The sequence below is a fragment of the Flavobacterium sp. XGLA_31 genome (assembly GCF_051547105.1).
Lineage (GTDB): Bacteria > Bacteroidota > Bacteroidia > Flavobacteriales > Flavobacteriaceae > Flavobacterium.
This window is the reverse complement of the sequence record NZ_JBPTTM010000001.1, coordinates 236753-257183: the sequence shown is the minus strand read 5'-3', so window position 1 is coordinate 257183 and position 20431 is coordinate 236753. Positions and strand designations below refer to the sequence as shown.

Here is a 20431-nt window from a genome sequence, read left to right as displayed (position 1 = left end):
AAAAAGAATGTTGTCAAATGTAATTCAAAAAACGATAGCAAACTTTGTAACTTTGCCGCTTTGAAATCTATTCTTTTCCAATGATACTCACGGATACACATACACACCTTTATTCCGAAGAATTTGACCAAGACCGAACCGAAATGATACAACGCGCCATTGCTGCCGGAGTTTCGCGTTTTTTTGTCCCTTCCATTGACTCGGAGTATACCCAAAAAATGTACGATTTAGAAGCTCAGTTCCCGGAGAATATTTTTCCGATGATGGGCTTACATCCCTGTTATGTAAAACCCGAAACATACAAACAGGAGTTGGCTCATGTTGAAGCCGAATTGGCTAAGAAAAAGTTCTATGCCATAGGAGAAATAGGCGTCGATATGTATTGGGACAAAACTACTTTGACTATCCAGCAGGAAGCGTTTCGGCATCAGATACAACTGGCCAAAAAATACAAGTTGGGAATCAACATCCATTGCCGTGACGCTTTTGATGAAGTTTTTGAAGTACTGGAGAGTGAAAAAGCAGCTGATTTATTTGGAATTTTTCATTGTTTCACCGGAGATTACAATCAGGCGCAAAGGGCTATCGGCTTAAATATGAAACTCGGAATCGGAGGTGTAGCTACTTTCAAAAACGGAAAAATTGACCAGTTTTTAAATGAAATCGATTTGCAACACATTGTGCTCGAAACAGATTCTCCTTATTTAGCTCCGGCTCCCTATCGCGGCAAACGAAACGAAAGTAGTTATCTCAGGCTCGTAGCCGAAAAACTGACACAGATTTACCAATTGCCTTTAGAGGAAATTGCCCGAATCACCACCGAAAACGCAAAAGCTGTTTTTGGGATTTAATACAGAAATCATCAAAAATTGAGTTTTTTTTTGTTCATTTGTTTTTCAAAAATGTAAGCCAAGATGCAGAAGTTTGATAAAATTCGTCCTTTCTATGACGCCGAAGTGAATGACGCCATTCAATCAGCTGTCAATCACCCCATGATGAAGGCATTAATGGATTTTACATTTCCTGATGTAGCGGATGAAGTATGGAAAAATCAACTCAAAATGACCCATTCCATCCGTGATTTTCAATGTAATTTCATTTACAAATCGGTACAAAGAGTCTTGGCCAAAAGCTCGGAAGGCTTAACAACTTCAGGTTTTGAAAAATTAGAACCCAACACGTCTTATCTTTTTATCTCTAATCACAGGGATATTATTCTTGATACTTCTTTGCTTAACGTAGCCTTGTTTGACCATGGCTTGGTGATGACCGCCTCAGCCATTGGAGATAATTTGGTTAAAAAATCATTTCTTAAAACCCTGTCTAAGCTCAACCGAAACTTTATCGTACAACGTGGTTTGCCACCCAGAGAATTGTTAGAAAGTTCCAAGTTGATGTCAGAATACATCGCTCAATTGTTGTTGCGGGAAAACCGCTCGGTTTGGATTGCGCAGCGCGAAGGCAGAACCAAAGACGGCAACGACGCCACCCATACCGGAGTATTGAAAATGTTGGCCATGGGTTCAGACGAAGAGTGTATGATGCAGTATTTCAAAAAAATCAAAATTGTACCCGTTTCCATTTCGTATGAATACGATCCTACGGATGCTTTGAAAATGCCACAATTGATGGCGGAAGCAAATGCCGAAAAATACATCAAGGAAAAAAACGAGGATTTTATCACGCTATTGAGCGGGATTATTGGTCAAAAGAAACGCATTCATATCCATATTGGAGATGTTTTAGACCATGAATTGGATAAAATCACCGAAGAATTTGACAACAACAACAAACGAATTCAGGCTTTGGCACAAGTTATTGACGACTCTATTTTGCAGAGTTATAAATTGTGGCCTACAAATTTTATAGCCTATGATTTACTCCATAAAACCAACATGTACAGTCATTTGTATACAGAGAGTGAAAAGTCTATTTTCGAACGCAGATTAGAGATGAGAATAGATGAAAATAATCCTCAAATGGTAGAAAGTTTTCTGGCGATGTATGCCAATCCGGTAGTCAATAAATCCAAATACGAGAATGCAATCTAAACCGAACATCCTTTTGATTTACACCGGTGGTACCATCGGAATGATGAAAGATTTTGAAACGGGAGCACTCAAAGCATTCAACTTTAAAAAGTTGCTGCAAAAAATTCCCGAACTCAAACAATTGGATTGTAATATTGAGACCGTCTCTTTTGAAAAACCTATTGATTCCTCCAACATGAATCCGGAGCAATGGGAAAATCTGGCTACAATTATTGAAGATAGTTATGATAATTTTGATGGTTTTGTAGTGCTTCACGGCTCTGATACCATGTCCTATTCTGCTTCGGCGTTGAGTTTTATGTTGGAGAATTTAAATAAACCGGTGGTGTTTACCGGCTCACAATTACCGATTGGGGACTTGCGTACGGATGCCAAAGAAAATCTGATTACGGCCATTCAAATTGCTACCCTGCATCACAAAGGACAGCCGGTTATTAACGAGGTTTGCTTGTATTTTGAATACAAACTATACCGCGGAAACCGTACCACTAAAATCAATGCGGAGCATTTTAATGCTTTTGCATCGCCCAACTATCCGCCTTTGGCAGAATCGGGAGTGCATTTGAACATTAATCCGAATGCCATTTTACAAAAGCAGATCAATAAAAAACTGGCAGTTCACAAAACACTGAATGACCATGTAATGATTGTTAAAATGTTTCCGGGTATCAGCGAATCCGTATTGTCATCTATAATGGCTATCCCTAATTTAAGAGGAATTGTTTTGGAAACGTATGGCTCCGGCAATGCACCTTCAGATGATACATTCATTCAAATCCTCAAGAAAGCGATTAAGAATGGTTTGCATGTTGTTAATGTGACACAATGCTCCGGAGGTAGCGTTAATATGGGGCAGTATGAAACCAGTACCCAACTCAAGAAAATCGGAGTGATTTCAGGAAAAGATATTACGACTGAAGCCGCCATTACCAAGCTGATGTACCTGTTAGGACAAAATGTGGCACCAGCAGTTTTCAAAACCATTTTTGAAACATCACTTCGAGGCGAAATGCAATAATAAATTGTAGTTCGGACTTTTTTTACTGAAAAAAAATGTTGTTCTTTGCAACACCAAAAAGAGAGGTGTCCGAGTGGTTGAAGGAGCAAGCCTGGAAAGTTTGTATGTGGGTAACTGCATCGTGGGTTCGAATCCCATCCTCTCTGCAAAAAAATAGTAGTATGCGAAACGGTTTGTCAATACTCGCTTTTTTCATAACGTTAACGCTTACGGCTCAAAACGTTGAAACCGATTTTGACGCACCGGATTCCTTATACCGCGAAGACCAATTCTATTTTTCAGTTTCTTATAATATCTTACAGCGTGGCCCCTCTGGGCTGAGACAAAATAAATTTTCTACGGGACTTACCACAGGTTTTTTGCGCGATATGCCGTTGAATAAAAAGAGAACTTTTTCTATTGCGGCCGGTTTGGGATATTCTTTATCAATTTACAATCAGAATATGGGGATAATTGATGTGAATGGTGAACCAACCTATCAAATCCTCAATTCAGAGAATATTACGTATTCTAAAAATAAATTATCGTTGCATTGTATCGATCTTCCTGTCGAATTCAGGTGGCGTAACTCCACACCGGAAAGCCATAAGTTTTGGCGCGTTTACACCGGCTTGAAGTTCAGTTATGTGGTTTACAATCAGTATAAGTTGGTTTCTTCAGAAGGAACACTAAAGCAAAGTAACCTCCGTGATTTAAATGATTTTCACTACGGGATTTATTTAGCAACCGGCTGGAATACTTGGAATATTTATGCGTATTACGGATTGAATCCGTTGTTCAAATCTTCGGCAAAAATTGATGGACAATCTATCGACATGAATACAGCCAATTTTGGACTGATGTTTTATATTTTATAGCCAAAGAGGCAGTAATATCAGTTGTGGTATCAATCCGCAGGCATAACCAATAAGAAGCTCTTTATGAGTATGTGCTTTCATTATTAATCTCGAGGAAGCCACTAAGCCGTTCATAATGATAAAAAAAGCCACAAGGTTTACCGTGTTAATTTGACTTTTCAAACTCAACCCAATAATAAAAGCAGTTAGTGCACTCATCCCTATCATATGAATGCTGGCTTTGATTTTGGCATACAACAAAAGAAATGCAAACAAGGCACTGAACAGCCCTCCGAGAAAAAAGAAATACAAAGCTGGAAACCGGTCTATAGTGATGCTTTTTTGAATCAAAACCGACAACAACATAATATGTAATAACAACGGGATTTTACGATGGGAAATATCCGAGAGCATCACATTGTCTATTTTGCCAAAGGTTCTTAAAAGATAGAAAAACGCTATCGGCAACAAAAAGGTAATAATGATAATTTGTAAAAACAATATCAAATACTGCTGTGGGGTAAAATAAGTGGCGTCCAGCAACACATAAAAAAGAGTGCCTAGTAACGGGATGAAAATAGGATGAAAAAGATAAGAAAAAAAAGGAAGGATTTTTTTCAAGGCGCTTAGTGTTTAGATCTTCTTTCTCATCCGGGCTACAGGAATGTCAAGCAGTTCACGGTATTTGGCAATGGTTCTTCGGGCAATGGGATATCCTTTTTCTTTTAAAATCTCAGCCAATTGATCGTCGGGAAGCGGTTTGGATTTATCTTCTTCCTCCACAACTGTTTTCAAGATTTTTTTGATTTCCAAAGTAGAAACATCCTCACCTTGATCGTTTTTCATTGCTTCAGAGAAGAATTCTTTAATCAGCTTTGTGCCATAAGGCGTTTCCACATATTTGCTGTTGGCCACACGGGAAACCGTTGAGATGTCGAGTCCTATCATATCGGCAATGTCTTTTAAAATCATCGGTTTCAACTTGGTTTCTTCTCCGTCAAGGAAGTATTCCTGTTGAAAATGCATGATAGCATTCATAGTTACAAACAAGGTTTCCTGACGCTGCCGAATGGCATCAATAAACCATTTGGCTGAATCCAGCTTTTGTTTGATAAACTGTACGGCATCTTTTTGTGAATGCGATTTATCGCGTGAGTCCTTATAGGTTTGTAACATTTCCTGATAATCTTTTGAAATATGCAGGGTAGGAGCATTCCTTCCGTTTAAAGTCAGCTCTAATTCACCTTCCACTATCCGAATGGTAAAGTCAGGAACAACTTGTTCTACCACACGGTTGCTACTGTCAAAAGTGCCACCCGGTTTCGGATTAAGCTTTTCGATTTCCTCGATGGCTTTTTTCAGTCGCTCTTGGGTTATTTCGTATCTCAGTAATAGCTTTTCGTAATGTTTTTTGGTGAAGGCCTCAAATTGATTTTCTATAATGTCAATCGCTAATTCGATATACTCCGTAGGCGTTTTGTGTTTTAATTGTAATAGCAAACACTCCTGTAAATCGCGGGCACCCACTCCTGAAGGTTCTAAATCGTGAATGACATGCAGAATTTTTTCTACAGTCTTTTCATCGGTATAGATGCCTTGGGTAAATGCCATGTCATCCACTATGTCAGGAATACTTCTTCGCAAATAGCCGTCATCATCAATGCTTCCTACCAAAAATTCAGCAATGTCCCTTTGTTCGTCAGACAGTATAAAGGTGTTCAATTGATTAACCAAATCCTGATGAAAACTTACCGGCTCAGCAAAAGGAGTCTCGCGGTCGTCGTCATCTTCGTTGTAATTGTTTGTCTGTAGTTTGTAATCGGGCGTTTCATCGTCACTCAGGTATTCATCAATGTTGATTTCCTCAGCTCCGATGCTCTCATTATCATCAAACTCGTTGTATTCATCATTATTGTCAAACTCGTCCTTTTGATACAACTCTTCCTCTTCTTTCCCGTTTTCCAAAGCAGGATTCTCTATCAACTCTTCTTTCAGACGTTGTTCAAATGCCTGTGTAGGTAACTGAATCAACTTCATCAGCTGAATTTGCTGAGGAGATAGCTTTTGAGATAATTTAAGATTGAGAAATTGCTTTAACATTATACGATTCTCTGGTTATTTATTTTCCCGATGAATTGAATGGACAAATTGACAAACCCACAAAAAAATGTTTAAAATTCTGCATTTTGCGGAGTTCTCGGGAATGGAATCACGTCGCGGATATTGGTCATACCCGTTACGAAAAGTACCAGTCTTTCAAATCCTAATCCGAAACCGGAATGAACTGCAGAACCAAAACGACGGGTGTCTAGGTACCACCATAATTCTTCTTCATCTATTCCCAGAACTTTCATTTTTTCAACCAAAACATCATAACGCTCTTCTCTTTGTGAACCTCCTACGATTTCACCAATGCCCGGGAACAAAATGTCCATGGCGCGAACGGTTTTCCCGTCTTCATTCAAACGCATATAAAAAGCTTTGATGTTGGCCGGATAATCGAATAAAATAACAGGACATTTAAAGTGTTTTTCTACCAAATAACGTTCGTGCTCTGATTGCAAATCAGCACCCCATTCGTTGATAATGTATTGGAATTTTTTCTTTTTGTTTGGAGTTGAGTCTCTTAAAATATCGATGGCTTCAGTATAAGAAACGCGTTTAAAATTGTTTTCTAAAACGAAGTTCAATTTTTCCAATAATGACATTTCGCTGCGTTCCGCTTGTGGTTTTGATTTTTCTTCTTCCATCAGACGGCTTTCTAAAAACTTTAAGTCATCCTGACACTTATCCATAGTATATCGGATTACATATTGGATGAAATCCTCTGCCAAATCCATATTGTCATTCAGGTCATTGAAAGCCACTTCGGGTTCAATCATCCAAAATTCAGCCAAGTGGCGCGAAGTGTTTGAGTTTTCTGCGCGGAATGTTGGTCCGAAAGTATAAATTTGACCTAAAGCCATTGCAAAAGTTTCGCCTTCCAACTGTCCTGAAACAGTTAGATTGGTGTGTTTTCCGAAGAAATCTTTTTTGTAATCAATATTGCCCTCTTCTGTTCGGGGTAAATTGTCTAAAGGCAAAGATGTTACCTGAAACATTTCTCCGGCTCCTTCGGCATCGGCACCGGTAATGACCGGAGTATTTACATATACAAAACCTTTTTCCTGAAAATATTGATGTACTGCAAAAGCCAATACCGAACGCACACGCATAATAGCGCCAAATGCATTGGTACGTACACGTAAATGGGCATTTTCTCTAAGGAATTCCAAAGAATGCTTCTTAGGTTGCATTGGAAATTTTTCCGCATCACAATCACCTAAAATTTCAAATTGTGACACCTGAATTTCATATTTCTGTCCGGCGCCTTGGCTTTCAACTAATTTTCCTGTAAGCGAAAGAGCAGCTCCGGTTGTGATTCTTTTCAAAGTTTCCTCCGATGTGTTTTCAAAATCGACAACACACTGTAAGTTATTGATGGTTGAACCGTCGTTCAATGCGATGAATTGATTGTTTCTAAAAGTTCTTACCCAACCTTTTACGGTTACCTCATAATTCGTTTGATCACTGTTTAGTAAGTCTTTAACTTTTGAATGTTTCATTTTTAAATCGTTTTTCTGATGCAAATATAATTGAAAACGGACTATTTTTCTCCACCTTCATTTTCGTCCTCCTCGTTGTTATCTCTGTAAATATTGATGCTGGGTTCTTCGAGTTCCGACATTTCTTTTTTACCGCTCCATTTTTCGGTAGTCAAAACTAAGGCCGGGAGTACCACCAAGTTGGCAAACATGGCAAAAGTCAGTGTCACCGAAATCAATCCGCCAAGCGCTATTGTTCCGCCAAAGCTGGATAACGTAAATATCGCAAAACCAAAAATGAGTACTACGGAAGTATAAAAGGTGCTGACGCCGGTTTCATGAAGGGCGCTGATTACTGCTTTCTTGATTTTGCCGCCGTTTTGAATGAGGTCATGACGGTATTTGGCCATAAACTGAATGGCGTTATCTACCGAAATCCCAAATGCGATACTGAACACTAAAATAGTGGAAGGTTTCAACGGAATGCCAAAGTAGCCCATTAATCCTGAAGTAATGCAAAGCGGAAGAATGTTCGTTACCACTGATGCAAAAATCATTTTCCACGAGCGGAACATATAGGCCATTAATCCTGCGATAAGCAGTATGGCAAATATCAAAGATTCCACGAGATTACCCACTAAATAAGTAGTTCCTTTTTGAAACACTAAAGCTTTTCCGGTAAGGGTCACTTCATAACGGTCACTCGGGAAAATGGCAGCAATTCGGGTGTGTAGTTTTTGCTCTATTTTAGCCATTTCTTCGGTGCCAATGTCTTTCATAAAAGTCGTAATACGAGCATATTGTCCCGTTTTATCCACGTAGCTTTTCATCAAATTGTCCTTGGAACCTTTTGTCGCATTTTTGGCATACGACAGAATAAAAGCCTGTTCCTGAGAATTGGGTAAATCATAATATTCAGGGTTGCCGTTGTAGAACGCTTGCTTTGAATATTTGACCAAATTTACAATTGAAACTGGTTTGGAAAGCTCGGGGATGCTGTCAATGGTTTGTTGTAATTCATCCATTTTGCGCAAGGTAGAGGCTTTCATTACCCCTTTTTTGCGTTTGGTATTAATCATAATTTCCAACGGCATTACACCATTGAATTCTTTTTCAAAGAAAACAATGTCTTTAAAGAAGGAGGCGCTTTTCGGCATTTCGCCAATCAGACTACCCGAAACTTTCATTTGAGAAACTCCGATAATACTGAAAACCAATAGCAAACCGTAAATGGTGTAAATCAAATTACGCTTGTTTCGAACTAAATTTTCCACCGAGTTTAAAATGGCCGAAAGATAATTTTTGCTCAAGTGGTTCAGGTGCTTCTCTTTGGGCAGCGGCATAAAACTGTACACTATCGGGACGACCATCAAAGTCAAAAGGTACACAGTAATAACATTAATCGAAGTAACCAGTCCAAATTCATAGAGCAAGTCATTTCCGGTAATCATGAAAGTGGCAAAGCCTATGGCCGTGGTCAAATTGGTCATTAGGGTTGATACCCCGATTTTGGAAATCACGCGTTGTAAAGCCTTAGCCTGGTTGCGGTGAGTTTTGATTTCCTGTTGGTATTTGTTGATAAGGAAAATACAGTTTGTAATACCGATAACGATGATTAACGGAGGAATAATGGCGGTTAATATGGTAATTTTATAGTGAAACAGTCCCAAGGTTCCGAAGGACCACATTACGCCTACAATTAAAATACATATTGAGATGAAAGTAGCACGATGCGAGCGGAAAAAGAGGAAGAAAATTAATGAAGTGATAAACAAAGCCGCACCAATGAACAGCCCAATCTCGCCCTTCATGTTTTCGGTATTGATGGTACGAATGTAAGGCATGCCCGAAACTTTCAGGTCAATGTGAGTCTCTTTTTCAAATTTTTCTACGGCAGGAACAATCACATTCAGGATAAATTCTTTGCGTACCGGAGAATTTACGACTTTTTTATTGATGTATATGGCCGAACGGATACTTCCTGTTTTTTTGTTGAAAAGCAACCCCTCATAAAATGGCAGATCGTTAAAAAGCTGGCGCTTGATTTCGGTCAAGTAAGCTTGACTAACCGTTTTCTTTTGGTCCACCAAAGGGACTAATTCAAAACGCTCCAGCGAGTCGTTTTTCTGTAATTTTTTTAAATCATTAAGAGAAACAACCAACTCTACTTCTTTGTGTGACTTTAATGAGGACATCATCTCATTCCAAGCTTTATAGGCTTTTGGAGTGAAAAAAGTATTGTCTTTGATGCCGATGACAATCAGGTTTCCTTCCTCACCAAAGGTGTTTAAGAACTGGGTATAATCTTTGTTAGCTTTGTGGTTTTTGGGTAATAAGTTGGCTTCATTGTAAGTCATGCCGACGTTTTTCCATTGCAAGGCCAGAAATAGGGTTAATAAGACAATTCCAACGCTGATGGTTATTCTGTTTCTCAGAATAATTCCGGCGATAAATTCCCAAAATCCTGCTGTTAATTTCTTTTTCATTCTAAATTTAAAAACGGTTGCAAAGGTAATTAAAACCCACAGAAATGGACGTGAATTTGAGAAAGATTTACTTAATTTAACACGTCATTAAGACCTTAAATTAAATTATTGTTAACGGCCAAAAAAAATACAAAAAAATACGTTGCTTTTTAGCATCTTTGTAGGCAAACAGTACAATTGAATTCGGATGAGAAACTTAAAGAACACTCTATTTTATTTAGTCGTAACCGGTGGTTTTACAGCCTTAATGTACTGGATAGTAGAGCAGGGAAGATTGTTGGAAGTTGGTAGAAAAATCATTTCTCCATCCTCTAGTGATAGTCAATGGACCCAGTTTTTAGCTTCGATGTTCCATAATTTGCAACATCCGTTGGCTTTATTGCTTTTTCAAATTATCACTATTGTTTTAGTGGCCCGCATCTTTGGCTGGATTTTCAGAAAAATTGGCCAACCCACAGTTATCGGTGAAATTATTGCCGGGATTGTGTTAGGGCCATCTTTGTTCGGACTTTATTTTCCGGATTTAAAAGATGCTCTTTTTCCGGTTGATTCTTTGGGTAATTTGCAGCTGTTGAGTCAGGTAGGATTAATCCTTTTCATGTTTGTTATTGGAATGGAGCTCGACCTGAAAGTGCTTAAAAATAAAGCAAATGAAGCTGTAGTTATCAGTCATGCCAGTATAGTAATCCCGTTTGCTTTAGGAATTGGATTGTCTTATTTTATCTATCATCAGTTTGCGCCGGCAGGGGTGGAATTTTTGTCATTCAGCTTGTTCATGGGAATCGCGATGAGTATTACTGCTTTTCCTGTTTTGGCCCGAATTGTACAAGAACGCGGGATTCATAAAACCCGCTTAGGAACCATTGTTATAACTTGTGCTGCTGCAGATGATATTACGGCCTGGTGTATTTTGGCCGTGGTTATTGCCATAGTCAAAGCCGGTAGTTTTGTCAGTTCTTTGTATGTTATTGCGTTAGCAGTGGTGTATGTATTGACAATGCTCTTTGTGGTAAAGCCTTTTTTGAAGCGTGTGGGAGAGTTGTATGGAAAAAGAGATAACATCAAAAAATCAGTGGTTGCTATTTTTATACTGACCCTTATAGTTTCTTCTTACTTAACTGAGGTTATTGGAATTCACGCCCTTTTTGGCGCTTTTATGATGGGAGCCATCATGCCCGATATTTCTAAATTCAGAAATATTTTTATTGAAAAAGTAGAAGATGTTTCAGTGATTTTATTGCTTCCGCTGTTCTTTGTTTTCACCGGATTGCGAACCGAAATAGGGTTGATTAATGAGCCCTATTTGTGGAAGATAACCGGCTGCATCATTGCTGTTGCCGTAACCGGAAAATTCTTTGGAAGTGCTTTGGCGGCCAAATTTGTCGGACAAAATTGGCGTGAAAGTTTGACCATTGGTGCATTGATGAACACCCGCGGCTTGATGGAATTGGTAGTGTTGAATATCGGATATGAACTGGGAGTGCTTTCGCCAAAAGTCTTTACCATGATGGTGATTATGGCGTTGGTTACTACGTTCATGACCGGACCGGCTTTAGACATTATCAACTTTATTTTTAAAACCAAAGACATTATCATTCCATCGGAAGTGAAGAAGAATTCTGATTTTAAAATTTTGATTTCTTTTGGGAATAACGAAAAGGGAAAATCTTTATTGCGTTTGGCAAACAGTTTGGTAAAACGACAAACAGATACCGCCAATGTAACGGCTATGCACCTCTCAAACAGTGATGAAATGCACGCCTATAATTTGGAAGAATACGAAAAAGAAACTTTTGAACCCATTGTCAAAGAATCCAAAAAACTGAATCAGGAAATCACTACCATTTTCAAAGCGACAGGTGATATGGAAACAGACATAGCCGATATTGCTTTGGAAGGAAAGTACGATTTTGTATTGGTGGGGCTTGGTAAATCTATTTTTGAAGGAACAATTTTGGGCAAAGTGCTTGGTTTCACTTCAAGAATTATCAACCCGGACAGATTGTTGGACAAGTTCAAAGGCAAAGAAGGCTTGTTTGAAAACTCTCCTTTTGATGACAGAACCCGACTGATTATCTCTAAAACCAAAACACCACTGGGCATCTTGATTGACAAAGATTTACATCAAGTCAATAACGTTTGTGTCGGTCTTTACGCTATAGGAGATGTTTTTCTAATCGATTACGCACAAAAACTCATTTATAACAATGATGCGAAAGTAACGGTTTTGGAGAATAACGGGCAAACCAAAAATAATTTTATTGTTGAAAATGCCTTGTCAGCCTTGGAACAAAAGCACCCGGATAAAATAGAAGTTTTGAATCCGGAAAAGCTGAACAAGCCTCTTTTGGAAAAACAGGACTTGATGATTTTTAGTTTAGAAACCTGGAAAAAACTGGTGGATGATGAGGTGTCTTGGCTGACTGACATCCCTTCAGTATTGATTATTAAACCATAAGACTGTTTCTGAGGAAACAGGAAAGAGGATTAAAAACCAAAATCAAACACAAAGCTAAGTTTTATAGCCAAATTATCTTCAAATCTTGGTAATTGGTTCGGGCCATATCGGTAAAATCCTGTAAGTCCGAATCCTTTATAAATTTGATTCAGTTCGATGCCTGATTCAAAAAACCCCTGATTCAAGGTTTTGTAATCAACACCAATGTGTCTTTCCTGATTTTTAAGATTTCCCCAAACCATGCGGGTTACCAAAACAAGTGATGGTTTTACCTTGGGAAATAATTCCACGCGCCGCGAACCGTGTTTAAATTGTAACATGATGTATTCGCTTGAAAAAAACTCATTGAAATACATGGTTTCAAAACTGTTTTTGCCCGCTATCGTTATACGTTGCAGAATGTTATCTTTGGTCAGATTATTTGGAGAGGTGTTATACAAATGAGTGAGGGGCAAAGCACCAAAAACGTATCCGGCTTGTAATAAAACTTCTGATTTCTGTCCATTCAGGTATTTTTTTTCATATTCAACCCGAGCATCTAGCTTCCCGAAATCAAAATCATTATTCAAAAAATGAGGCAGTGATTTGGTGAATTGAAAACTGAATTTTGGAAATCTTTTTTCAAATTCAATCTTTCCGTTAGGAGTTTGCATAAAATCACTGAAGGGATTCCACTGTATCGAAAACATGGCTGTTGTTATCGAATAATCATGATATAACCTGCCGTTGTAATCAAAAGTATAATTAAACAACGGAAGGACTTCGCTATGCGTCAGCTGCCAAATGCTTTCGGTTTTCGGAATAATTTTGGTTTCAATGTAACCGCGCCAGGTTTTGTGATTGTAAAACGTACTGATGTTAATCGGTCTCGGGTCATAGAGTTTAAAAACGCGTTTGTCAGTGGCAAAATTAATACTTGCAATTTCACGAACATCATCGGTGTAAGAACCTCCAATCCAAGTGTTGGAAAAGTTTCCGATACGAAATGCCGCACCTCCATTATATTTTATGGTTTCGTCTTTTAATCCATAAGCGGTGTAACCTTCCAAACGAAATTTTCGGGAAAACTGTTCGTTCGTAATACTGCCTATTCCAAAACGAAATCCTTCAAAATTATTGTAACTCAGCAAATAGCGCAAGTCAAAATCAAACGGCCCGAAGGGCACATAACCATTGATAATTTTTCGACCAAATCTGATTTTCTTTTCAATTTTTTGTTTGGCTACCACACTATCCAAAACAAAATAGGTCCGCTGGCTTCTGATGTCGAGACTGTCGATACGATTTTGTTTCCAAAAAGCGTCGTCTTGGTCAATGGCACTTTCTTTAACGTCAATGGCTATCGATGACTTTTTGATTTTTAAATCCGGGTTGATTTCCAAATCAAAAACATGCATTTCTGAAGCCAAATAAGTGAAATCGGAAGCGTTTTTTTGAGAATTACTGTCGTCATCTTCAGCGGCAAATTCAATTCTGCCTCCCAAAATAGCGGTAGGTTCTTTGCTTTTTCCTTTCACGATTTTGAAGTTTTTCCGAATCGGAAACCATATGCTTTCTTTGGGTAAATAGCGGAATTCATGAATGCCGGTTATGTCTAAAACACCACGAATACGCATGATGGCTTTAGCCACTGCAAAGTTTTCCCGGTCAATATACAACAAGCCTTCCAGCCCTTTTGAACTGATTTTGTTTTTGAAATAAATGACAAAGACGTCCCGTTTGTCAATAGCTGTGGTGTCCAGAATTTTATAACGATATTCTTGGAGTGCTGCATTGGAAATGGGGCTTTTATACTTGGTTTCAAAAAGTTCATATTTGGGATCATATATCGAAAACGATTGCAGCCCAAAACCTAAAAGCTCATAAATAGGTTCTTTAAATCCCGCCATTTTAGTGCCGAGTATGGTTTCTTTCAGAATAGGTTTCTCGTATTGAAAACGGGAGACTTTTTCAGTTAAGAACAGATGTTGTTTGTCAATGATTTTCTTGAATTTGTAATCAGAGGAATCTATTTTGATAATTTTGTCTTTGGTAACAGCATCCACAAAAAGGGTATCAATTTTTCCTGCAATAGAATCAGGATTAGCAGAAACCAACAATTTGTTATAGGATTTGAACTGAAAACTTTTCAGTTGCTTTTGGGGATTGTTGGTGTTTTTTTTTCGGATTACTTCCTCAATAATAGCATTCGCCGGATTTTCACCTGAGACGATGACTTCCTGCAAAGCATTTGTTTTTGGAGACAAATAAATGGTAAAGAAGGATTTGTTTTCAAATAGTGAAATCGTTTGGGTTGCATAACCGACATAGGAAACAATCAAAGCTTCAGGTTCTGCAATTAAAGACAAACTGAATTTACCATCTACATCCGAAATGGTTGAAAATCCTTTTTCGGTTGTAATGGTTGCAAAGGAAAGGGGTTTTTGAGTTTCGGAATCTTTAACAACACCGTGAAGCTGAAATTGTGCCTGAAGCCACAGCGGAAAAAACAAAAACAATACAAATAGTTGCTTCATTAGAAAGAGTTTGGCACAAAAGCTACTGCAAAAGTAACAATAAAAAAATCCGCGAGAAGCGGATTTTAATATCGAATTAACAAAGTTACACTTTCATAATCTCGGCTTCTTTTATAGCCAAGTGCTCATCTATTTTTTTAATAAACGAGTCTGTTAGTTTTTGTACGTCATCTTCAGCAGATTTACAAATGTCTTCTGAAGTTCCGTCTTTTTCTAATTTCTTGATTTCTGTATTGGCATCTTTACGTGCATTGCGAATTCCAATTTTGGCATCTTCCGCTTCCGCTTTGGCTTGTTTTACCAAGTCACGACGTCTTTCTTCGGTTAGTACCGGAACATTGATGATAATGTTATCACCATTGTTCATTGGGTTAAAACCTAAGTTGGCAATCATAATGGCTTTTTCAATAGGGTGCAGCATGCTTTTTTCCCATGGCGTGATAGTAATGGTACGGGCATCCGGTACATTAATATTGGCTACTTGAGATAAAGGTGTTTGTGAGCCGTAATAGTCTACAAAAACGCCACCCAACATTTGGGGAGATGCTTTGCCGGCACGGATGTTTAAAAATTCTTTTTCTAAATGCGCAATAGAACCGGCCATCGATTCTTTTGTACTGTCTAAAATAAATTCAATTTCTTCCATTTTTTTACTGTTTCAGAATAGTAAACTATATTTTAACTACGGTTCCGATATTTTCGCCTTCACAAATTTTTATCAGATTCCCTTTTTTATTCATATCAAAAACCACAATCGGTAATTCATTTTCCTGACTTAAGGTGAAAGCGGTTGTATCCATTACATTCAACCCTCTTTTCAGAACGTCGTCAAAGGTAATAGAATCAAATTTAACGGCGTTGGCATTTTTCTCCGGGTCAGAATCATAAATACCATCAACACGGGTTCCTTTCAAAATCACATCAGCATTCACTTCTACACCTCGTAATACAGCAGCGGTATCAGTGGTGAAATAAGGATTACCGGTCCCTGCCCCAAAGATTACGATTCTTCCTTTTTCCAAATGACGTACCGCTCTTCTTTTAATATAAGGCTCGGCTATGGCTTCAATTTTTAAAGCAGTTTGCAAGCGAGTCAGCATGCCCTTGTCTTCTAAAGCACCCTGAAGTGCCATCCCGTTGATTACGGTGGCCAGCATTCCCATATAGTCTCCTTGTACGCGATCCATTCCGTTACTGGCTCCGGCTACTCCTCTGAAAATATTTCCTCCTCCGATAACAATGGCAATTTCAACGCCTTTGTCGTGAATTTGCTTGATTTCTTCGGCATATTCGGCTAAGATTTTCGGATCTATTCCGTATTGCCTTTCGCCCATCAGTGCTTCACCGCTCAGTTTCAGAAGGATTCTTTTGTATTTCATGTGTTGGTTTGTTTGGGTGCAAATATAAACATATTCTGTTTTTGTAACCTATTCGATAAAAAAGAATATTAGGTAACATTTGTCACTTTTCTTTACGATGTGGTTTTGTAGCTTTGCCTCATCAAAATTGAATTTATGCAGACCGTAATTGAAAAAAGTATAGCCAAAAGTCACTCTTATTCCGAATACAGAAACATTGTCAGTTCATTGTTGAAAGAAGGAAAGTCAAGCGGCAACGAGCAGTCAGAAGCCCTGACCCATTATTCCGAATTAAATGAAGTCCGAATGAACCGTTTGGATAAGACAATCAGAATTACTGAGGAAAACAGTCAAAAACTACTTCAGTTAAAAAGAGAATATATTTGGTTGGTCTTATCTGAAGGCTGGTGCGGTGATGCCGCTCAGTTGGTTCCTGTGATTCATAAAATGGCCGAAGTTTCTCCAAAAATTGATTTGAAAATTGTCTTCCGTGATGAGAATCCGGAGCTGATGAATCAGTTTTTGACCAATGGAACCCAATCTATTCCGAAGCTTATCGTTTTAGATAAAAACACTTTGGAGGTTTTGGGTGATTTTGGGCCTAGACCACAAGGAGCCAAGCAATTGATTTTGGATTATAAAGCAAAGCATGGCTTAGTTGACGAAACGGCCAAAACCGAGTTACAACTTTGGTATTTGCATGATAAAGGGGTATCGACCCAAAATGAAATTATGGAGGTAATGATGCGAATGGAATAAGTACTAAAGGGTAAAAGTAATACCAAGACTGAAACTGCCTATTTTTTCATCAAAGTTTTTGCTGAAACCATACTGACAAAGCTCCAGGTATAAGCCGAAATGGTCTTTACCATCTCCTATTCCGACACTTATTTTTTTGAAATAACCGGACAATTGGCCACTTCCTATAGCAAAAGCTCTTCCCAATCCGGGTTCAACAAAAACACGAAGGTCCTGATTGATTTTTGGACTGATTTTTACTGAACCGAAAACCGGTGTTACCACCAAACATTCGTTGCCTTTCCAATCCATACCTACGTTAGCCCCAATTCCCAACCAATCGTTCGGTTTAAAACCAAAACCAACGCGGCCACTCATACCGTCCGGTAAAAACCAAGGCTCTTTTTCACCGGAATAAGGGTCGATTTCGCCTGCGTATTGATTGGCCCGAATGGGTACGGAAAAATCAATCTTAACATAAGTGTATTTTGAGCTCTTTGTGTTGATGTCGTCTGAATTGTGAATCTCTTGGGAAAATCCTAAGTGATAAAGAAATAATGCTATAGCGACAAGTTTAGCTTTCATTTTGATTGAGGCTTTTTTCAAAAGCTTCCGGAGAAATGGCATCGGCTACCGAATAATCTCCAATTTTCGTTCTTCGTAAAACAGATAAGTAGGCGCCGGAGTGCAGTGCTTTTCCAAAATCAAAAGCTAACGAACGGATGTAAGTGCCTTTGCTGCAAACGACACGGAATTCGATTTCGGGCAACTCAAATTTAGTGATTTCAAATTCATGAATCGTCGTTTTTCGCGATTTAATTTCAATTTCGGCACCGGCACGGGCATGTTCATACAAACGGACCCCGTCTTTTTTGATGGCGGAAAACACCGGTGGTTTTTGGTCAATTTCTCCCAAAAAGTGTTTAACCGTTTCCTGAATTAACTCAGCAGTAATATGTTCGGTTGGAAAAGTAGCATCCACTTCCGTTTCCATATCATAGGATGGAGTAGTGGCTCCTACGGTAATGGTTCCGGTATATTCTTTGGCCTGTCCCTGAATCTCGTTAATTTTTTTGGTAAATTTTCCGGTACAAACAATCAGTAAGCCGGTTGCCAGCGGGTCTAAAGTACCGGCATGACCAATTTTAAATTTTTTGGGAAGGTCGTATTTTCGTTTTAAAACATACTTCAGCTTATTCACCGCCTGAAACGAAGACCAGGTCAGCGGTTTGTCAATCAAAAGGACTTGCCCTTCTAAAATCGCTTCGGCAGTCATTAGATTGTGGTTAAGGTCAGCACAAAGTAATGAATCAGCAATATCGCCAATCCGGCCACAATTCGGTAATACCCAAAGAGTTTAAATCCGTGTTTGGACAAGTAGCCAATAAACGATTTGATGGCCAACATGGCTACGATAAAAGCCACGACATTGCCCACAATCAAAAAGTTGATTTGGTCGTGCGACAATACAAAACCGTCTTTGTAGTAATCATAACATTTTTTAACCGTGGCACCTAACATGGTTGGCACAGCTAAGAAAAACGAAAACTCAGCAGCTGTAGTGCGGGATAGTTTTTGTGACATGCCGCCAATGATACTTGCGCCACTTCTGGAAACTCCGGGAATCATCGCTAAACATTGAAACAAACCTATTTTAAAAGCGGTTGGATAACTTATTTTTTCAGTTTCCTGTGTTTCTTCTTTATCGGTAAACCAATCATCTACTTTCAGTAAAATAATACCGCCCAACAATAAGGAAACGGCCACCGTTATCGGATTCTCTAACAAAGCATCAATCTTTTTGCTGAATAACAACCCAAAAACCACTGCCGGGATAAAAGCTACTAACAATTTAAAATAAAAATCCAGCGTCTGAAAAAAGCGTTTGAAGTATAAAACCACTACCGAAAGGATAGCGCCGAGCTGAATTACTACGGTAAACAGTTTGGTGAAATCATCATGAGCAATCCCGAAAAAGGAAGAGGCGATAATCATATGCCCCGTGGAAGAAATAGGCAAAAACTCGGTAATGCCTTCAATAATAGCCAATACTATGGCTTGAATATAATCCATTATTCTGATTTAGATTTTTTGAAAATAGAATAAATGGTAATCCCGAAACCAATCAACACAACCGTCGGAGCCAAGCGTATTCTGCGGAAGCTGAAAACATCTTCATTAAAAACCTTCGGATCATCACTGCCACCGCCACTCATTAAAATAAATCCCAAGGCAATTACGGCGATGCCGATAAACAGGAATTTATAATTTACCTTTTCAAAAAGAAAATCAGGTTTTTGCTCGTTATTTTTCATAGTATCTATTGTCTATTCGTCTATTGTCTATTCTCTCTCCTAATACAAATCATCGGTTCTCAAATTCAAAAAGCGTTGGGTAGCAAAGTAAGTGCTGATTAGGGTAATCACAATTCCCAATACCAAAACTCCTAAAAGTACGGCACCTATTGCCAATTGGTCTGCCATGATATTCAAATTCGGGAAATTAGTCTGCACATAAATCAGTACACCCATCAAGGCCAAAATGGCCAATACCGCACCCACAAAACCCAGTATTACATTCGTTTTGATAAACGGTTTTCTGATGAATGATTTGGTGGCACCCACCATTTGCATGGTTTTAATGATGAAACGGTTGGAGTAAATGGATAAGCGAAGCGAACTGTTGATCAGCAATACCGAAATAAAGGCAAACACACAACTCACAATCAAAATCCACATACTGATGTTTTTGATGTTGTCATTCACCAAAGTGACCAATTGCTTGTCGTATACGATGTCCGCAATCATCTCGTTTTTGCGCAGGCGGTTTTCAATTTTGGCAATCTCTGTATTATTTACATAATCCGCTTTCAGGTGGATGTCAAACGAGTTTTGCAGCGGATTCACGCCCAAAAACTGCATGAAATCCTCTCCAATCACTTTTTTGTGTTGCGCAGCCGCCTTTTCTTTGGAAACATATTCAAAAGATTTGGCAAATTTGGCTGTTTTCAACTCGCTGTTAAAGGCGGTCGTCACCGAATCTGTCGCTTCATTTTTAAAGAACACGGTCATCACAATCTCTTCTTTAAAATTGTCCGATAATCGTTTGGAATTGATGACAAAAAGCCCCAATATCCCCAATAAAAACAACACTAAAAAGATACTCAACACTACCGAAAAATAGGAGGTAATAACTCTGCGTTTCTGAAACTTTTCAAATGATGACGACATAAATCTGGTTTTGATGTGGTAAAAATAATAAAGAAAATTGTTTTTCTTCTTTATAACGTACAAACTTTTAACTTTATTATAATAAACGTAAATTTGCCGCTTAAATTTTATAAACACGAGCAACTTTGCTACCCGGCGACTTTGCCATTTTGTAAC

Annotated in this window: 18 protein-coding genes and 1 tRNA gene; 7 read left to right on the top strand and 12 right to left on the bottom strand. The window is 38.6% G+C overall.

The window, feature by feature from the left end; translation table 11 throughout:
• Nucleotides 1-80 precede the first annotated feature (80 nt).
• The 5 genes from ACSVH6_RS01090 to ACSVH6_RS01070 all read left to right on the top strand — a co-directional run bounded on the left by ACSVH6_RS01090 (nucleotide 81) and on the right by ACSVH6_RS01070 (nucleotide 3926).
• Nucleotides 81-851 (top strand): TatD family hydrolase, encoded by a 771-nt coding sequence (locus ACSVH6_RS01090; protein WP_438074698.1) that lies wholly within the window; start codon nucleotides 81-83, stop codon nucleotides 849-851.
• Nucleotides 852-914: 63 nt separating this feature from the next.
• On the top strand, nucleotides 915-2051 hold the full coding sequence (locus ACSVH6_RS01085; protein ID WP_438074696.1) for a 1-acyl-sn-glycerol-3-phosphate acyltransferase: 1137 nt from the start codon (nucleotides 915-917) through the stop codon (nucleotides 2049-2051).
• Nucleotides 2041-3069, top strand: coding sequence for an asparaginase (locus tag ACSVH6_RS01080; RefSeq protein WP_438074695.1), 1029 nt, complete (start codon nucleotides 2041-2043; stop codon nucleotides 3067-3069). Before ACSVH6_RS01085 ends, ACSVH6_RS01080 begins: the two co-directional genes overlap by 11 nt.
• Nucleotides 3070-3128: 59 nt before the next feature.
• Nucleotides 3129-3215, top strand: a tRNA-Ser gene (locus ACSVH6_RS01075).
• Between the two features lie 15 nt (nucleotides 3216-3230).
• Nucleotides 3231-3926 (top strand): porin family protein, encoded by a 696-nt coding sequence (locus tag ACSVH6_RS01070; protein WP_438074693.1) that lies wholly within the window; start codon nucleotides 3231-3233, stop codon nucleotides 3924-3926.
• On the opposite strand, the gene ACSVH6_RS01065 is transcribed toward ACSVH6_RS01070, so the two are convergent.
• From ACSVH6_RS01065 to ACSVH6_RS01050, 4 genes are all read right to left on the bottom strand, one after another.
• Nucleotides 3921-4526, bottom strand: coding sequence for a hypothetical protein (locus tag ACSVH6_RS01065; protein WP_438074691.1), 606 nt, complete (start codon nucleotides 4524-4526; stop codon nucleotides 3921-3923). The two genes, ACSVH6_RS01070 and ACSVH6_RS01065, sit on opposite strands and share 6 nt — an antisense overlap.
• A gap of 12 nt (nucleotides 4527-4538) precedes the next feature.
• On the bottom strand, nucleotides 4539-6005 hold the full coding sequence (gene rpoN / locus ACSVH6_RS01060) for an RNA polymerase factor sigma-54 (protein WP_438074689.1): 1467 nt from the start codon (nucleotides 6003-6005) through the stop codon (nucleotides 4539-4541).
• Between the two features lie 71 nt (nucleotides 6006-6076).
• On the bottom strand, nucleotides 6077-7510 hold the full coding sequence (gene asnS, locus ACSVH6_RS01055) for an asparagine--tRNA ligase (RefSeq protein ID WP_438074687.1): 1434 nt from the start codon (nucleotides 7508-7510) through the stop codon (nucleotides 6077-6079).
• Nucleotides 7511-7551: 41 nt separating this feature from the next.
• Nucleotides 7552-9975: an efflux RND transporter permease subunit gene (locus ACSVH6_RS01050; protein WP_438074685.1), complete on the bottom strand. Its 2424-nt coding sequence runs from the start codon at nucleotides 9973-9975 to the stop codon at nucleotides 7552-7554.
• A 187-nt stretch (nucleotides 9976-10162) separates the two neighbouring features.
• Between ACSVH6_RS01050 and ACSVH6_RS01045 the strand changes: the two genes are divergently transcribed.
• Complete coding sequence (locus ACSVH6_RS01045) at nucleotides 10163-12433, top strand: cation:proton antiporter (RefSeq protein WP_438074683.1); 2271 nt, start codon at nucleotides 10163-10165, stop codon at nucleotides 12431-12433.
• A 29-nt stretch (nucleotides 12434-12462) separates the two neighbouring features.
• Here ACSVH6_RS01045 and ACSVH6_RS01040 read toward each other — a convergent pair whose 3' ends face one another.
• From ACSVH6_RS01040 to pyrH, 3 genes are all read right to left on the bottom strand, one after another.
• Nucleotides 12463-14949, bottom strand: coding sequence for a DUF5686 family protein (locus ACSVH6_RS01040; protein WP_438074681.1), 2487 nt, complete (start codon nucleotides 14947-14949; stop codon nucleotides 12463-12465).
• Between the two features lie 85 nt (nucleotides 14950-15034).
• Nucleotides 15035-15595 carry a ribosome recycling factor gene (gene frr / locus ACSVH6_RS01035; protein ID WP_438074679.1) on the bottom strand — a complete coding sequence of 187 codons (561 nt, stop codon included), beginning with the start codon at nucleotides 15593-15595 and terminating at the stop codon, nucleotides 15035-15037.
• A gap of 25 nt (nucleotides 15596-15620) precedes the next feature.
• Nucleotides 15621-16328 (bottom strand): UMP kinase, encoded by a 708-nt coding sequence (gene pyrH, locus ACSVH6_RS01030; protein ID WP_438074677.1) that lies wholly within the window; start codon nucleotides 16326-16328, stop codon nucleotides 15621-15623.
• 135 nt (nucleotides 16329-16463) lie between these two features.
• Here pyrH and ACSVH6_RS01025 point away from each other — a divergent pair, with 135 nt between their 5' ends.
• Nucleotides 16464-17066, top strand: coding sequence for a thioredoxin family protein (locus tag ACSVH6_RS01025; protein WP_438074676.1), 603 nt, complete (start codon nucleotides 16464-16466; stop codon nucleotides 17064-17066).
• A 3-nt stretch (nucleotides 17067-17069) separates the two neighbouring features.
• Here ACSVH6_RS01025 and ACSVH6_RS01020 read toward each other — a convergent pair whose 3' ends face one another.
• The 5 genes from ACSVH6_RS01020 to ACSVH6_RS01000 are packed head-to-tail and all read right to left on the bottom strand — an operon-like array spanning nucleotide 17070 to nucleotide 20275.
• Nucleotides 17070-17630, bottom strand: coding sequence for a hypothetical protein (locus ACSVH6_RS01020; protein ID WP_438074674.1), 561 nt, complete (start codon nucleotides 17628-17630; stop codon nucleotides 17070-17072).
• On the bottom strand, nucleotides 17620-18321 hold the full coding sequence (truB, locus tag ACSVH6_RS01015) for a tRNA pseudouridine(55) synthase TruB (protein WP_438074673.1): 702 nt from the start codon (nucleotides 18319-18321) through the stop codon (nucleotides 17620-17622). Before truB ends, ACSVH6_RS01020 begins: the two co-directional genes overlap by 11 nt.
• Complete coding sequence (locus ACSVH6_RS01010; protein WP_438074671.1) at nucleotides 18321-19118, bottom strand: undecaprenyl-diphosphate phosphatase; 798 nt, start codon at nucleotides 19116-19118, stop codon at nucleotides 18321-18323. The genes truB and ACSVH6_RS01010 overlap by 1 nt, the downstream gene beginning before the upstream one ends.
• On the bottom strand, nucleotides 19118-19360 hold the full coding sequence (locus tag ACSVH6_RS01005; RefSeq protein ID WP_438074669.1) for a DUF3098 domain-containing protein: 243 nt from the start codon (nucleotides 19358-19360) through the stop codon (nucleotides 19118-19120). The genes ACSVH6_RS01010 and ACSVH6_RS01005 overlap by 1 nt, the downstream gene beginning before the upstream one ends.
• A 39-nt stretch (nucleotides 19361-19399) precedes the next feature.
• Complete coding sequence (locus tag ACSVH6_RS01000) at nucleotides 19400-20275, bottom strand: cell division protein FtsX (RefSeq protein ID WP_438074667.1); 876 nt, start codon at nucleotides 20273-20275, stop codon at nucleotides 19400-19402.
• Between the last annotated feature and the right edge of the window lie 156 nt (nucleotides 20276-20431).

Bases quoted from the DNA above. Each gene is read 5' to 3' on its own strand.
- ACSVH6_RS01090 (WP_438074698.1), top strand. From the start codon at position 81: ATGATACTCACGGATACACATACACACCTTTATTCCGAAGAATTTGAC.
- ACSVH6_RS01085 (WP_438074696.1), top strand. From the start codon at position 915: ATGCAGAAGTTTGATAAAATTCGTCCTTTCTATGACGCCGAAGTGAAT.
- ACSVH6_RS01080 (WP_438074695.1), top strand. From the start codon at position 2,041: ATGCAATCTAAACCGAACATCCTTTTGATTTACACCGGTGGTACCATC.
- ACSVH6_RS01070 (WP_438074693.1), top strand. From the start codon at position 3,231: ATGCGAAACGGTTTGTCAATACTCGCTTTTTTCATAACGTTAACGCTT.
- rpoN (WP_438074689.1), bottom strand. From the start codon at position 6,005: ATGTTAAAGCAATTTCTCAATCTTAAATTATCTCAAAAGCTATCTCCT.
- asnS (WP_438074687.1), bottom strand. From the start codon at position 7,510: ATGAAACATTCAAAAGTTAAAGACTTACTAAACAGTGATCAAACGAAT.
- ACSVH6_RS01050 (WP_438074685.1), bottom strand. From the start codon at position 9,975: ATGAAAAAGAAATTAACAGCAGGATTTTGGGAATTTATCGCCGGAATT.
- ACSVH6_RS01045 (WP_438074683.1), top strand. From the start codon at position 10,163: ATGAGAAACTTAAAGAACACTCTATTTTATTTAGTCGTAACCGGTGGT.
- ACSVH6_RS01040 (WP_438074681.1), bottom strand. From the start codon at position 14,949: ATGAAGCAACTATTTGTATTGTTTTTGTTTTTTCCGCTGTGGCTTCAG.
- frr (WP_438074679.1), bottom strand. From the start codon at position 15,595: ATGGAAGAAATTGAATTTATTTTAGACAGTACAAAAGAATCGATGGCC.
- pyrH (WP_438074677.1), bottom strand. From the start codon at position 16,328: ATGAAATACAAAAGAATCCTTCTGAAACTGAGCGGTGAAGCACTGATG.
- ACSVH6_RS01025 (WP_438074676.1), top strand. From the start codon at position 16,464: ATGCAGACCGTAATTGAAAAAAGTATAGCCAAAAGTCACTCTTATTCC.
- ACSVH6_RS01020 (WP_438074674.1), bottom strand. From the start codon at position 17,630: ATGAAAGCTAAACTTGTCGCTATAGCATTATTTCTTTATCACTTAGGA.
- truB (WP_438074673.1), bottom strand. From the start codon at position 18,321: ATGACTGCCGAAGCGATTTTAGAAGGGCAAGTCCTTTTGATTGACAAA.
- ACSVH6_RS01010 (WP_438074671.1), bottom strand. From the start codon at position 19,118: ATGGATTATATTCAAGCCATAGTATTGGCTATTATTGAAGGCATTACC.
- ACSVH6_RS01005 (WP_438074669.1), bottom strand. From the start codon at position 19,360: ATGAAAAATAACGAGCAAAAACCTGATTTTCTTTTTGAAAAGGTAAAT.
- ACSVH6_RS01000 (WP_438074667.1), bottom strand. From the start codon at position 20,275: ATGTCGTCATCATTTGAAAAGTTTCAGAAACGCAGAGTTATTACCTCC.